Genomic DNA, 14214 nt, shown 5'->3' on the forward strand with positions numbered 1-14214 from the left:
AAATATATCGACCGTAACTCGAATTATATCAGCGATTTTCTCAATATATCGATTTACCGACAAAAGGTGACAATAAAAGCTGTTCCAAAACGGGATAGCTTTTATTGTGAAAAAGTCAGTATATTTAGATAAATTTAAAGGGTATATCATTTTTTTGACGAATAAATAAGTTAGAGAAAATTACGGATAAAGTGAAACTTTAATCAGTGGGGGTCTTACTGCCCATTAAAGCGGGATAAAAATAGCCCGAACCATGCAGGGCATGATTCGGGCTTATATTCAGATTAGTAAGCTAAGCTGAATAGACCTTTAATGTGTGATAAGTAACGAACGTTACTTGCTTCTTTCATTAATGATGCTGGTAAGCCTTTAAGTGGAGTATTGCTTGCTCCGATTGTAGCAACAGCATCTTTACGTCCTAGACTAGCAAGTGTTCCAGAGTTTACAGGTGCGAACTCTTCGAATGCTTTGCCTTCTAGTGCTGCGTATAAGTTGTATCCAATTAACTCACCCATTTGCCAAGCGATTTGTGCAGTTGGTGGGTATGGACGTCCGTCTGGAGCGAAGACAACAGCGCTGTCTCCAGCAACGAATACGTTTTTGTGAGAAGTAGATTGTAGGTATGCATCAACTGTTGCACGACCACGGTTTACTTCAAGACCTGATTCACCGATTAGTGGGTTACCTTGAACGCCACCTGTCCAAACGAATGTGTTAGCAACAAGTTTTTGACCGTCTTTTAAGTCGATTTCATTGCCAGCAACGTTTGTTACAGGAAGACCAGTTAAGAATGTAACGCCGCGTGCTTCTAGGCTAGTAGTTGCACGTTCGATTAAGTGGTCTGGTAATACTGGAAGGATTTTTGGACCTGCTTCAACAAGAAGAAGTTTAACTTCTTTTGGATTTACGCCGTGGCTTTTTGCAAGTTTAGGCATAATGTCAGCAAGCTCACCAACTAGCTCAACGCCAGTTAATCCGCCACCACCGATTACGATTGTAGCATCAGCTTCGTTTTTCGTTTTCGCGTATTCACGAATACGGTTTTCAACGTGTTTGTAGATTTTGTTTGCATCAGCAGCAGATTTTAATACCATGCTGTTTTCTTCTAGTCCTGGAATACCGAAGTAAGCAGTTTTACTTCCTAAAGCAACTACAAGTGCATCGTAAGATAAAGTAGTGCCGCCAGCTAATTTGATTTCTTTGCTATCAACTGAGAATGACTCAACTGTTGCGATTTTAAGATCGATATCTTTACCTTTGAAAAGCTTTGTAAGTGGCATTGCAACTGCTTGCTCAGACACGTTACCAGCTGCAAGGCGGTGTAGTTCAGTGATGATTTGGTGTGTTGGGTATTGGTTAATCACTGTAACTTGTGCTTCTGATTTGCTGTAATATTTACGTACGTTTAAAGCGGCAAGAAGACCGCCATAACCAGCGCCTAAGATGACAATTTGTTTTGACATAGTATGATATCCCCCGTCTTTACTAATTGTTGTTATAAGTTAACTTATTTATTGTTACGTTCTGCACTAATTTGAAGATATGCGTTCACAAAGCGGAACATTTTTTGTGCTTGTGGATCTTTTAGTAATTTTAAAAGACCGAATAGGCCGATAACTTCGTTGCTTTCGTCAGCACGGTCTTTCGCTTCGATTGCAGTTGCAGCCATGCTTTTCACTGTATCTTTTACAGGTTCTACAAGCTCTGTGATTGCACCAACAGTGTCGCTTTTTAATACTTCATCAGTAGCAACAGTTTGAGCGAAGTCATAAGACTTAGTTAAAATGTTAACAAGCTCAGTTAATTTTGGAAGCTGTTCTACTAGTGTTGTTAATGATTCTTGTACCTCAGGTTTTAACAACTGATCAAGTACATCAAGTTGTCCTTGGCTAGCAGAAATTTGTACAGTTTCTTGTTCTGGCTTTGTTTGAGTCATAGTTTCTGGCATCTCCAATTCTCCTTTACGATAGCAATACTCTTATTTTTGATAAGTAAGATAGTAAACGGTTACGAAACTTTATACAAAGTTTCACAAAACACAATAAAATGCCTTTAAATTTATGACAGCAAGTAAGCTGTAAACATAAATCTAAAACCATAACGTCTTACTTATTATTTATGAACTGTCCGATATATGGCTTGTCCGCATAATGGAAAAGCTCCGTTACCGGAAAGTGTATATAATATATATCCTATATTATATACTATATACACCTATGTTAACATAAAAATGATTCCTAATTATTTGATATTGAGCGTATAACGTAGTACTGACAAGGTATGGAAGCGTATAAAATATTTTGTTCCAGTTAGAAATGTACATATATATAAACAAAAAAAGGAAAAAACGAACAAATTCACGTTCGTTTTTTCCTTTTTCCTTTTATTCACTTTCTGCAATTAGCATCGATGTCTTACCTTCTTTTTCAAGATGGCATTCGCCCCAAGTACAAAGGGAATCAAGAATGGATTCTAAAGACCAACCGTAGTCTGTAAGGGAATATTCTACTTTCGGTGGTACTTGATTGTATACCTTTCTTTGAATAACGCCGTCGTCTTCTAGTTCGCGTAATTGCTGCGTTAACATTTTTTGTGTAATACCAGGCATGAGACGTTTTAATTCACTCGTTCTCTTTGTACCTTTCGTTAAGTGGCAAAGAATAACGACTTTCCATTTTCCGCCGATAACTTCTAAAGTCGCTTCAACGGGAATGTTATATTTCTTCATATAAAAATCTCCTTTGATGAATCTAGATTGCATTTCTCCAACAAAAGAAGCTAAATCATTTAAATGTTACTAAAAAGTACCTATAGCACTTTAAAGTACGTACTTTTTATCATGTTGAATATGTTCCATAATAGCATACGTAAGAGGGAAATGAGTAGTACGGTACTAAAAAGTGCCTATGTTACTTTTTGGTACCTATCGTACTTTTAAGTGCGTTCTTCAAAAAAAGAGCGAAGCCATTCATAATAGTATATATGAGCAATAAAGTTATTTTTGTAGAAGAAAAAAGGCCTTTTTTCACACTATTATGATTGGATTTCTCGTATTAAGGAGGGGTTCAATTGAATTCATATACAGTATCTTCTTCGGCTATGCAGACGAATCGAAGAAGTATGTTTGCTTTATTAGCACTAGCCATTAGTGCGTTTGGAATTGGTACAACCGAATTTATTAGTGTCGGTTTATTACCATCTATTTCAGAGGATTTACATGTTTCTGTTACAACAGCGGGTTTAACCGTTTCTTTATATGCGTTAGGAGTAGCGTTCGGTGCCCCGGTATTAACGTCAGTAACAGCTAGTATGTCGCGAAAGACATTATTAATGTGGATTATGATTATTTTCATTATTGGTAATGGAATTGCGGCAGTGGCAACAAGCTTTACTGTGTTACTTATCGCAAGGGTTGTATCTGCGTTTGCACACGGTGTTTTTATGTCGATAGGATCGACAATTGCGGCTGCGCTTGTACCTGAGAATAAACGTGCAAGTGCAATTGCATTTATGTTTACTGGTTTAACGGTTGCGACCATTACAGGTGTGCCAATTGGAACATTTATCGGTCAGCAATTTGGATGGAGAGCATCGTTTATGGTAATTGTGGCAATTGGAATCGTTGCCTTAATCGCTAACAGTATGCTCATTCCTTCTAATTTAAAAAAAGGTACGTCTGTATCATTTCGCGATCAGTTTAAGCTGATTACGAATGGAAGACTATTACTTGTATTTATCATTACTGCATTAGGGTACGGGGGAACATTCGTAACATTTACGTATTTATCGCCGCTATTACAAGAAGTGACAGGATTTAAAGCAAGTACCGTTACAATTATTTTGTTAGTGTACGGAATTGCAATTGCGATTGGGAATATGGTTGGCGGGAAATTATCAAATCATAATCCGATTCGAGCGTTATTTTACATGTTCTTTATTCAAGCAATTGTATTATTTGTTTTAACATTTACAGCGCCGTTTCAAGTCGCTGGATTCATCACAATTATTTTTATGGGACTATTCGCATTTATGAATGTTCCAGGACTACAAGTGTATGTCGTTATATTGGCTGAACGATTTGTACCTAGCGCTGTTGATGTGGCATCCGCGATTAACATTGCGGCATTTAACGCTGGAATCGCTCTCGGTGCTTATTTAGGTGGTATTGTAACGAACTCGTTAGGATTAATTCATACAGCTTGGGTAGGCGGTGTGATGGTAGTAGGTGCTGTTATTTTAACGGCGTGGAGTATGACTTTAGAAAAAAGAGATCAAGTGAAATAGAAGGAGAGAAAATATAATGAAAAATTTACAAAGTACAACAACATTGCATAACGGTGTAGAAATGCCTTGGTTCGGTTTAGGCGTATTTAAAGTAGAAGATGGGCCAGAACTTGTAGAAGCTGTAAAATCAGCGATTAAAGCAGGATACCGCAGCATCGATACAGCTGCAATTTACGGAAATGAAAAAGCTGTAGGTGAAGGAATTCGTGCAGGTATAAAAGAAGCAGGCATTTCTCGTGAAGATTTATTCATTACTTCAAAAGTGTGGAATTCGGATCAAGGATATGAAACGACACTTGCTGCATATGAAGAAAGCTTAAAAAAATTAGAGCTAGATTATTTAGATTTATATCTTGTTCATTGGCCTGTAGAAGGGAAATATAAAGATACGTGGAGAGCGTTAGAAACACTTTATAAAGAAGAGCGCGTACGTGCAATTGGCGTAAGTAACTTCCAAATCCATCACTTACAAGATGTAATGAAAGATGCAGAAATTAAACCAATGATTAACCAAGTAGAATACCACCCTCGTTTAACACAAAAAGAATTACAAGCTTTCTGTAAAGAACAAGGTATTCAAATGGAAGCATGGTCACCATTAATGCAAGGTCAATTATTAGATAATGAAACATTACAAGCAATTGCAGAGAAACACGGTAAAACGACAGCTCAAGTGATTTTACGTTGGGATCTTCAAAATGGAGTAATTACAATTCCAAAATCAACGAAAGAATACCGTATTATTGCAAACGCTGATGTGTTTAACTTTGAATTAACGAAAGAGGACATGGAAAAAATCGATGCGTTAAACCAAAATCACCGTGTTGGTCCAGATCCTGATAACTTTGATTTCTAAGATGAAGGTGAGAAAAAAGAGTGTGTAAAAGCACTCTTTTTTTGTGCATAAAAATAGTTTCTAAATAAATACTACTTAGTATTAAGTTTGTTATTAAGGGGCTGTAAACATGAATATAAAGCAATCGTTCAAAATTTTAGCTATGTTTTTAAGTGTTTTATTTGTGTTATTCCCACTTCAAAAAGCATTCGCAGAAGTTATGGACCATACAAAGTATCAAATGGATTGGAGCTATAGTAAGTCCAAGAAGAAACCAATCCGCACAGAGCTTATTAAAACGGCAGATGGCAAAATTGCTTTTTGCTTAAATGTAGATTTGAAATCTCCAAGCGGTCAAGATTTACCGGAAATGGGGAAAGTGGATATTAATGTGTACCGTGTACTATTGAATGGATATCCACAAAAGAGCCCGCAAGAATTAGGTGTTTCAGATTGGAGAGAAGCACATTATGCAACGCAGCTTGCAGTGTGGAATGCATTAAAACAAATCGATATTAATGATTTAGACTTCCGTAATAAAAATGTAGAAAAGGTAACGAAAGATATCGTTGCCAAGGCAAATGCTAGTGAAGAATTACAAGAAATTACGATGAGTGTAACTCCTACAGAAGAACAAGAAGCAGTATTGAAAAATGATTTCTTTGAAACAGGCTTATATACAGTAGAAACAAATGCCAAAAGTGGAACGTATAAAGTGCAAGCAACAGGTGCACCAGCGGGAGCCAGATTTGTAAATGAAAAGGGCGAAGCAAAAACGGAATTTAATGTAGGAGAAAAGTTCCGCATTTTAATTCCAAAACAAACACCAGCTGGTGGATTCAGCTTTAAAGTAATAGGAAATTTAACGAAACTACAAGGCATTGCGCATAAAGGTACACCGACAATTCAAAATGCAGTCGTATTACTTGAGCGTAGTGAGGAAAAAACAAGTCCTGAGTTATCGGTGAGCTGGAAAAAAGGAAATGGTCATGATAATAATAAACCACATACTCCAAACGAACCGCATAAACCGAATCAATATAAAAGGTAAGGATGAAAGCATTGGTATGAACCAATGCTTTTTATATATGAAATATAAAATTATATTAAAATAATTATTAACTAAACAAAGCACTTTTTTTATGTTATAAAAGCTATTTAAAAATAACGAAATATAATAAAATCCAAACGTTAAGATTAATAGATTAAATTCACAAAATTGTAACATTATTCTAATTGAAAAGGCTATCAAACAAAGTGTAAAGCGTGTAAAATTCAGTTGGAAAAACTACCTATAGATGGTCATATATGAAGAAAATGTAAGACTTTATTGCTATTTATAACTTTACATGTATAGATGACAATACTAAATGATATCTTTTACTATTCTCTTTTTATGTACGAAGAGAACTCATCACAAATAGAGAGAAGTGAGGAGGACATATTACATAAAAATTTTACAATGTAAGAAAGCGAATACATGGAGGGAAATGCGGTAGTAATAGATACAGGTGCGCGAGGTGTTCGTTTATTTATTACATATTTTTATAAAAATAATAGGATTTTTCATTAAATAAATATATAGGATGGTTTTTCTAAATAAAGGAACAGGGGACACAGATTATGTCGAAGAAGAAAAAGAGTAGGGTATTAGTAGCTGGTATATGCATATCTACATTATTATCACCAGTAGCTTTTGAAGCATCAAAAGGATATGCGGCGCCTTTGGAAGAGGTTAAAGGTGGAAAGTTGGAAGAGAGCAAAGAGAGTCGTTTGGAGCAGAGGACGTTTTATGTGCCTGGAAAAGGTGATGTCACTGAGGAACGAGATCGTTTAAAGGTGGACTGGGAACTAGCGGCAAATGAACCAACTGGGATTTATGCAAAGCCAAATGAAGAAATGAAAATTAAAATAAAAGGTGATAAGTCTATTAAAGCTTTTATAGGAACACATGCGTATGATGAAGAAGACCCTAAGGAATTTGATTTAACACCTGGTGAAAATGTAATATCATCTCCAGTGGGCGGGATACTGTATTTCTATAACCCGAACAATCAAGGTGATATCACAGCTGAAGTTACTAAGGGTGGAAGTCATTTTCCATTATTCATATTAGGAAAGCATACGAAAAAAGATTGGGATGAAATGCTGAAAAAGTATGAGAATCCATATGCAGTGGAATTAAGAGGAGAAAGAAGCCTAATCACATCAAGCTATGACGCTGTACAAGATTATATGAAAAATACAGATCCAACAGAATTATTGAAGCTGCATGATCAAATCATTCGCATAGAAAATAAGATTTCGGGATTATCTGAAGAGAGTGTAGGAGTGGCGAAAGCGCCAAAACACTATGTTCAATTTGTTGAAAATAGATATCCAGAAGAGGGCGATTGGATGAATGCATACTATTACCGCACTTCTTATGTTAAGAATGCGATGAAGTATGTATTAGACAGTAAAGAGTTAAAAACTGATGGATGGGGGCCTTGGCATGAAGTTGGGCATTTACATCAGCAGGCACCTTGGGAGTGGGAAGACCTGGGAGAGGTAACCGTTAATATTTACTCTTTAGCAGTTCAAACTAAGTTTGGTCATCAAACAAGGCTGGAAGAAGAAGAGCGCTACAAGGCAGCTTTTGCTTATTTAGGTCAAACAGACGCGCAAGAGAAAATGAATGAATTTGAGAAATTAGTTATGTTTTGGCAATTGCATTTAGCTTATGGAGATCAATTCTATCCGAAATTGCACCAAATGTATCGTTTGTTACATAATACAGAACTGCCTAAATCTGATGAAGAGAAAAAGCAGATGTTTATTTACATGACGTCAAAAGTGGCAGGACAAAATTTAGTTCCTTTCTTTGAAAAATGGGGATTAAGTGCAAATGATGATACTAGAGAGAAAATAGAAAAATTAAATTTACCTAAGTTAGAAAAAGAAATATGGAAAGCTACCGATAGTAATGATATTCGTGAAAAGCAAGTTGAAGCGTACGCAATTCCATACGGTGAACCGTCAAGTGAGGTGCAAAACCTTGTAGTGGGTACAGAGTTTGATGAGAAAGAAGCAAGTAAACTCGTTCAAAATTTAGGTGAGGATGTAAAAGTAACAGGTAAGATTATATGGCCTAAATTAGAGAATGGAAAACAGGAAGTATTAGTAGAAATTGTAGATAATAAAGGGAATAAGAATTTAATAACTGTTCCAGTCAATTCTCGTTATGGGGATGCTATGGTAGTTAAAGGTTTTGGTGATGAAGTGAGTTCTGTTATAACACTTCTTCATAATGAAAAGAAAATTGATGTTGATTTCAGTGTTAATGCACTCCATCATCGATTTAAAAACGAAAAATATGTAGAGATTACAGTATACGATAAAGAAGGTAATGAAAAGAAAAATATTTCTGTAGAGGGGCAAGAAAGTTCAAAAAAAATTGCTGAGCAATTGAAAGAGATTGAATTTCAATATGGAGACATTGTGAAAGTATTTCATGCGGAACCAGAGCGTTTTAGTTGGTATCAAAATGACAAGTTAGTAAATCTAGCAGAAAATAGGAATAAAAAAGAAAAGTTCTTCAAAATCACTCCACAAGGGTTTGAATTAAAAAGTAGTTTGCACGAAGTAACAGCATTACCACAAACGGTAGTAGTCGGGGCAGATACTGAAAAATTAAATGCCAAAAATTTTGTTGAAGTAAAAGACGGTGAAGTAATTGACTTTGTAGAGAAACCAACTACATCAAAAGTCGGAGAACAAAAAGTAAAAGTAGAAACGAAAGATCGTTTCGGGAATAAGCAAGTGACAGAAGTACCGTTAGAAGTAACATATGGAGATAGTATCGCATATGTAGGATTCGACAATAAAATTGCTTCAGTTGTAACGTTAAAGCATGAAAAGAAACAATTCCATGCGACTGATATGAATAGACAAATTCATCAGTATTTTAATAAAGAGCGCTACATGGGAATTACTTTATATGATAGAGAAGGAAAAGAGAAAAAACATGTAACAGCAGAAGGACAAGAAACTTCAAAGAACTTTGCAGAGCAAGTGAATGGTATGCAGTTCGAGTATGGAGATGTAGTGAAAGTATTCCACGCGGAACCAGATCGTTTGAAATGGTATCAAAATAATAACCTTACTGGTCAAGGTGAGGAAAAAGGAACGAAAGAACTATTCTTCAAAGTAACAGAAAAAGGTTTTGAGAGAATGGACATGTTGCAAGAAGTAAAAGCATTGCCGCAAAAAGTAGTAATTGGAACAAACAGTGAAATATTAGATGCAAAAAACTTTGTTGAAGTGAAAGATGGAGAAGTAATTGGCTTTGTAGAGAAACCAAATACAACAAAAATCGGTGCACAAAAAGTAAAAGTAGAAACGAAAGATTGTTTTGGAAATAGGCAAGTGACAGAAGTTCCTGTAGAAGTTACATATGGAGATAGTATAGTATATCAAGGTGTGTCCAATGTAACGCGTTCGATTGTTACACTAAATCATGATGAAAAGAAATTACATGCAACATTTACAAATGATACGATTCATTATCGTTTTGTAAATGAACAATATATAGGTCTTACGATTTACGATGGAAATGGAAACGAGAAAAAACATGTAACAGCAGAAGGGCAAGAAACTTCAAAGAATTTTGCAGAACAAGTAAACGGTACACCATTCCAGTATGGAGATACGATAAAAGTGTATCATGCAGAATCTGATCGTTTAAGTTGGTATAAAACTGGTGAGTTACTTGGAAAAGGGGACGCGAAGAAATTTAAAGAGATTTCCTTTAAGATTACTCCAAATGGTTTAGAACAAGTGAGATAATAAAAAAGCTCGTAAAACATTATGTTTTACGAGCTTTTCTTTATTATTCAGCCTCAGAAACAACTGTGAAGCGTTCGTTTACGTGTTTTGGATTTTCGATTTCATCAAGTGCTGCGACTGCGAAGTCTTCGTAACTTACGTAGCTATCACCTTTTGCGTTAACAAGAAGGTTGTCTTTACCAGCTGTATAAGAGCCTGTGCGTTTTCCTAATGCAAATAGTGCAGAAGGGCTGATGAATGTCCAAGTGATGTCATTTGTTTGTTGTAAAATTTCTAAGTTTTTACCTTGGTTTTGAGCAGTTGCAAGGTATTCTTTCGGGAAACCTGGTGTATCAAATACACGTGTTGTTTTCTCTTCGTCTACAAATAAGCTTCCAGCGCCGCCAACTACAAGTAATTTTGTGTTAGGTGCACCTTTCATAGCTTCAATTAGTACATTTCCTGCATCTACGTGAAGGTGTTCTTCGCCTGCTGGAGCACCGAATGCATTTACAACTACATCGAATGCTTGTAGGTCGTTAGATGTAAGAGAGAATACATCTTTCTCTAAAACTTTTACATTTTCTTCTGTAATTTTTGCAGCGTTTCTTACGATTGCAGTTACTTCATGTCCGCGATCCAATGCTTCTTTTAAAATACGACTTCCTGCTTTACCAGTTGCTCCGATAATTCCGATTTTCATAATAAATCCCTCCAAAGTGTTTTGTTAAAGTGTATATCTGAAAGTAAATGAATTTGTTGTAATTAGGTTTGTTACAACCTGATGTAATCATTATAGTTACAGGGTGTTATTTTTGTCAATAGGGTTGTTTGTGAATTATTTTTTGTTTTAGTATGCACAGTTAGAGGGAGAACAGTCATAGAGATATTTTTACTGCAAGACTGTCTAATATTTGGAAATTGCAAATTGTCGAAAAATGTTGATTTTTGAATGTTTTTTAAATATAATTCGTTTTATGGAGAAAAGGAGGGGTTAATTGTATGAATATTTTGGAACAATTCGTTTCATCAACAAATACAATTCTTTGGTCATATATTCTTATAGCAATGTTAATTGGTTTAGGGATTTATTTTTCTATTAAATTGAAATTCGTACAAATTACTCATTTAGGGGAAATGATTCGTTTAATGAGTGATGGGTTAACTGGAAAGACGCGTAAAAAAGGTAGTGTATCTTCTTTCCAAGCATTTTGTATGAGTTCAGCAGCCCGTATTGGTATTGGTAACTTAGCTGGTGTAGCGTTAGCGATTTCTATGGGAGGACCTGGAGCAGTATTTTGGATGTGGATTATTGCGATTATTGGGGCGTCTTCAAGTTTTGTAGAAAGTACGCTTGCCCAAATTTATAAAACAAAAGATGGCAGTGGCTTCCGTGGTGGCCCTGCTTATTATATGGAAAAAGGTTTAAATAAACGTTGGATGGGAATTTGGTTCTCTATCCTTATTACAATTAGTTACGGTTTAATTTTTAACTCAGTACAAGCAAATACAGTAACATTAGCATTTAAAAATGCTTTTGGTATTGAGCGTTATATTGTTGGGGTTGTATTAGCTGCATTAGTTGCGGTTATTATTTTTGGTGGTGTAAAAAGTATTGCACGTATGTCGGAAATGATTGTTCCGCCAATGGCGCTTATTTATATTGCAGTAGCGATTTTCGTTGTCATTAAAAACTTCTATTTAATACCAGATGTGTTTACGGAAATCTTTAAAGGTGCATTCGGTTTAGATTCAGCTGTAGGTGGCGGTATTGGTGCTGCGATGAAATATGGTATTCAGCGCGGATTATTTGCGAACGAAGCAGGTATGGGTAGTGCTCCGAATGCGGCAGCAACAGCTGATGTAACGCATCCGGCAAAGCAAGGTTTTATTCAAACAATTGGAGTATTAGTAGATACATTTTTAGTATGTACATCAACAGCATTTATCGTACTATGTTCTGGTGCATATAAAGCAACGAATTTAGAAGGTATTGAACTAACACAAAATGCATTAAGTTCACAAATTGGCCCATGGGCAAGTAGCTTTTTAGCGATTATTATTTTCTTATTTGCGTTTAGTTCACTTTTAGGAAACTACTATTATGGTGAAACGAATATTGAATTCATTAAACAAAGTAAAACTTGGTTAACAATTTACCGTATTGCGGTAGTGGGAATGGTATTATTCGGTTCTGTTGCGACGCTTCAAGTTGTATGGAATATGGCGGACTTATTTATGGGACTAATGGTAATCACGAACTTAATTGCGATTACACTTCTTGGACGATTTGCGTATGCTGCATTGGCAGACTATGTAAGGCAAAAGAAACAAGGAAAAGATCCAGTCTTCCGTGCAGATTCTATTCCCGGTTTAACGAACACAGAGTGTTGGGATAAGTCAGCGGTAACGGATAAAGAAAAGGCAGTATAATGAAAAGGCGAGCATCGAGATGAATTCAGTGCTCGTTTTTTGTTGTAGTAAATGATGAAAAGAGTGAGAGGTAATGATTGATATAATTTTTGTTTGTTCATTTCTCATGTTATTTGTAGGAAACGTACTGTCTTAAAGGTATGACTGGTTGCATAGGGCGAGTGATTTAGTATTGGATAAATGCGCGTATTGGTTATAGTTTTACGTAAAAAAATCATGAATGTTAATTGCGTTAACGTACAGATGTCAGAAAACCTAACATAAAGTTCTTGATTACTAAGAGTTTTTAGAATATAATTTTCTTATTGTTAGGAAGAGGGGGCAATGCAATTATGGATTTTTTAGCTAAGGTAATTGGGGATATAAATAATGTCCTTTGGTCATATATCATTATTGCGATGTTAATTGGGTTAGGACTTTACTTTTCATTCCGTGTGAAATTTGTCCAAGTTCGTTACTTCGGTGAAATGATTCGATTGCTTGGGGATGGGGCGAGTTCGAAAACGAGGAAAGCACAAAAAGAGAAGAGTGGTGTATCATCATTCCAGGCTTTTTGTATGAGTACAGCTTCTCGTGTAGGTACTGGTAACTTAGCCGGAGTAGCTATTGCAATTTCAGCAGGTGGACCAGGAGCAGTATTTTGGATGTGGTTAATCGCGGTAATTGGGGGTGCTTCTGCATTTGTAGAGAGCACATTAGCGCAAATTTATAAAGTGAAAGATGGGAATACGTTCCGTGGTGGTCCAGCGTATTATATGGAAAAGGGTTTAAATAAGCGCTGGCTTGGAGCTATCTTTTCTGTATTAATAACAGTAAGTTTCGGATTAATTTTTAACGCTGTACAATCTAATACTGTAGCAGCTGCTTTTGATGGGGCATTCAAAACAGATAGTAGATTAGTAGGTCTTGTAATGGCTGGTTTACTTGCAGTTATTATTTTTGGCGGAGTAAAGCGAATTGCACGCGCGGTTGAAATGATTGTTCCAGTAATGGCGATTATTTATGTAGCAGTAGCATTATTCGTTGTTGTAACAAACATTACGGCAATTCCGTATGTATTTAAAGAAATTTTCTTACATGCTTTCGGAATTAAAGAAGTAGTAGGTGGAGGATTAGGTGCTGCGATTTTATTAGGGGTAAAACGCGGATTATTCTCAAATGAAGCAGGTATGGGTAGTGCGCCGAACGCAGCAGCGACTGCAAACGTAACGCACCCAGTTAAACAAGGTTTCATTCAAACTTTAGGGGTATTTACAGATACATTATTAATTTGTAGTTGTACAGCATTTATCATTCTTTTATCAGATGTGCATAATGCAGCTGATTTAAATGGTATTCAATTAACGCAACAAGCATTAAGTCAACATATCGGACCGTGGGCATCTATATTTGTAGCAGTTGCAATCTTCTTGTTTGCATTTAGTTCATTAGTAGGTAACTACTACTATGGTGAAACGAATATTGAATTCTTAAATGGAAGTAAAGTGTTATTAACAGCGTACCGCATTGCTGTACTTGGTATGGTTATGTTAGGGTCTGTAGCAACAATTCAAATCGTTTGGGATGTAGCTGATCTATTCATGGGTATTATGGCTGTTATTAACTTAGTTGCAATCGTATTCCTTTCTAAGTATGCTTTTGCAGCATTATCAGATTATGTAAAGCAAAAGAAACAAGGAAAAGATCCAGTCTTCTATGCGAATTCAATTCCAGGCCTGAAAAATACAGAGTGCTGGGAAGAGCAAGTAGCAGATAAAGAAAAAGCGGTATAAGGAAATGGGTATCAAGTGAAACTTGATGCCCATTTTTTTATTTTATCTAAATCTTTGTAAGAAGTAAAAGACGAACATTAATGA

At 35.9% G+C, this 14214-nt stretch carries 10 protein-coding genes; 6 read left to right on the forward strand and 4 right to left on the reverse strand.

What is annotated here, in order from left to right:
* Positions 1-284: 284 nt before the first annotated feature.
* The 3 genes from MR083_RS13405 to MR083_RS13415 form a co-directional block, all read right to left on the reverse strand.
* On the reverse strand, positions 285-1463 hold the full coding sequence (locus tag MR083_RS13405; RefSeq protein ID WP_242269466.1) for an NAD(P)/FAD-dependent oxidoreductase: 1179 nt from the start codon (positions 1461-1463) through the stop codon (positions 285-287).
* A 44-nt stretch (positions 1464-1507) separates the two neighbouring features.
* Positions 1508-1948, reverse strand: a complete 441-nt coding sequence (locus MR083_RS13410; protein WP_001115309.1) for a DUF1641 domain-containing protein — start codon at positions 1946-1948, stop codon at positions 1508-1510.
* 435 nt (positions 1949-2383) lie between these two features.
* On the reverse strand, positions 2384-2728 hold the full coding sequence (locus MR083_RS13415; protein WP_000760472.1) for a winged helix-turn-helix transcriptional regulator: 345 nt from the start codon (positions 2726-2728) through the stop codon (positions 2384-2386).
* Between the two features lie 371 nt (positions 2729-3099).
* Here MR083_RS13415 and MR083_RS13420 point away from each other — a divergent pair, with 371 nt between their 5' ends.
* The 4 genes from MR083_RS13420 to MR083_RS13435 all read left to right on the forward strand — a co-directional run bounded on the left by MR083_RS13420 (position 3100) and on the right by MR083_RS13435 (position 9946).
* On the forward strand, positions 3100-4284 hold the full coding sequence (locus MR083_RS13420; RefSeq protein WP_161945776.1) for an MFS transporter: 1185 nt from the start codon (positions 3100-3102) through the stop codon (positions 4282-4284).
* A gap of 16 nt (positions 4285-4300) precedes the next feature.
* Positions 4301-5140 carry an aldo/keto reductase gene (locus MR083_RS13425; protein ID WP_000793577.1) on the forward strand — a complete coding sequence of 280 codons (840 nt, stop codon included), beginning with the start codon at positions 4301-4303 and terminating at the stop codon, positions 5138-5140.
* Positions 5141-5249: 109 nt separating this feature from the next.
* Positions 5250-6170: a thioester domain-containing protein gene (locus MR083_RS13430; RefSeq protein WP_001022516.1), complete on the forward strand. Its 921-nt coding sequence runs from the start codon at positions 5250-5252 to the stop codon at positions 6168-6170.
* 572 nt (positions 6171-6742) lie between these two features.
* The gene (locus tag MR083_RS13435; protein ID WP_242269467.1) at positions 6743-9946 is read left to right on the forward strand and encodes a putative mucin/carbohydrate-binding domain-containing protein; all 3204 of its coding nucleotides are present in this window, start codon (positions 6743-6745) and stop codon (positions 9944-9946) included.
* 43 nt (positions 9947-9989) lie between these two features.
* Here MR083_RS13435 and MR083_RS13440 read toward each other — a convergent pair whose 3' ends face one another.
* Positions 9990-10628, reverse strand: coding sequence for an NAD(P)-dependent oxidoreductase (locus MR083_RS13440; protein WP_014893420.1), 639 nt, complete (start codon positions 10626-10628; stop codon positions 9990-9992).
* A 299-nt stretch (positions 10629-10927) separates the two neighbouring features.
* On the opposite strand from MR083_RS13440, the gene MR083_RS13445 reads away from it, so the two are divergent.
* Together MR083_RS13445 and MR083_RS13450 are read left to right on the forward strand one after the other, a co-directional pair.
* On the forward strand, positions 10928-12358 hold the full coding sequence (locus MR083_RS13445; protein ID WP_242269468.1) for an alanine/glycine:cation symporter family protein: 1431 nt from the start codon (positions 10928-10930) through the stop codon (positions 12356-12358).
* 332 nt (positions 12359-12690) lie between these two features.
* Positions 12691-14130 (forward strand): alanine/glycine:cation symporter family protein, encoded by a 1440-nt coding sequence (locus MR083_RS13450; protein ID WP_000346387.1) that lies wholly within the window; start codon positions 12691-12693, stop codon positions 14128-14130.
* The last annotated feature ends 84 nt before the right edge of the window (positions 14131-14214 follow it).

This window comes from Bacillus cereus group sp. BfR-BA-01408 (assembly GCF_022663305.1).
Taxonomy (GTDB): Bacteria; Bacillota; Bacilli; order Bacillales; family Bacillaceae_G; genus Bacillus_A; species Bacillus_A pacificus.

Excerpts from the sequence above, each read along its gene's own strand:
- MR083_RS13405 (WP_242269466.1), bottom strand. The coding sequence starts at position 1,463 with ATGTCAAAACAAATTGTCATCTTAGGCGCTGGTTATGGCGGTCTTCTT.
- MR083_RS13410 (WP_001115309.1), bottom strand. The coding sequence starts at position 1,948 with ATGCCAGAAACTATGACTCAAACAAAGCCAGAACAAGAAACTGTACAA.
- MR083_RS13415 (WP_000760472.1), bottom strand. The coding sequence starts at position 2,728 with ATGAAGAAATATAACATTCCCGTTGAAGCGACTTTAGAAGTTATCGGC.
- MR083_RS13420 (WP_161945776.1), top strand. The coding sequence starts at position 3,100 with ATGCAGACGAATCGAAGAAGTATGTTTGCTTTATTAGCACTAGCCATT.
- MR083_RS13425 (WP_000793577.1), top strand. The coding sequence starts at position 4,301 with ATGAAAAATTTACAAAGTACAACAACATTGCATAACGGTGTAGAAATG.
- MR083_RS13430 (WP_001022516.1), top strand. The coding sequence starts at position 5,250 with ATGAATATAAAGCAATCGTTCAAAATTTTAGCTATGTTTTTAAGTGTT.
- MR083_RS13435 (WP_242269467.1), top strand. The coding sequence starts at position 6,743 with ATGTCGAAGAAGAAAAAGAGTAGGGTATTAGTAGCTGGTATATGCATA.
- MR083_RS13440 (WP_014893420.1), bottom strand. The coding sequence starts at position 10,628 with ATGAAAATCGGAATTATCGGAGCAACTGGTAAAGCAGGAAGTCGTATT.
- MR083_RS13445 (WP_242269468.1), top strand. The coding sequence starts at position 10,928 with ATGAATATTTTGGAACAATTCGTTTCATCAACAAATACAATTCTTTGG.
- MR083_RS13450 (WP_000346387.1), top strand. The coding sequence starts at position 12,691 with ATGGATTTTTTAGCTAAGGTAATTGGGGATATAAATAATGTCCTTTGG.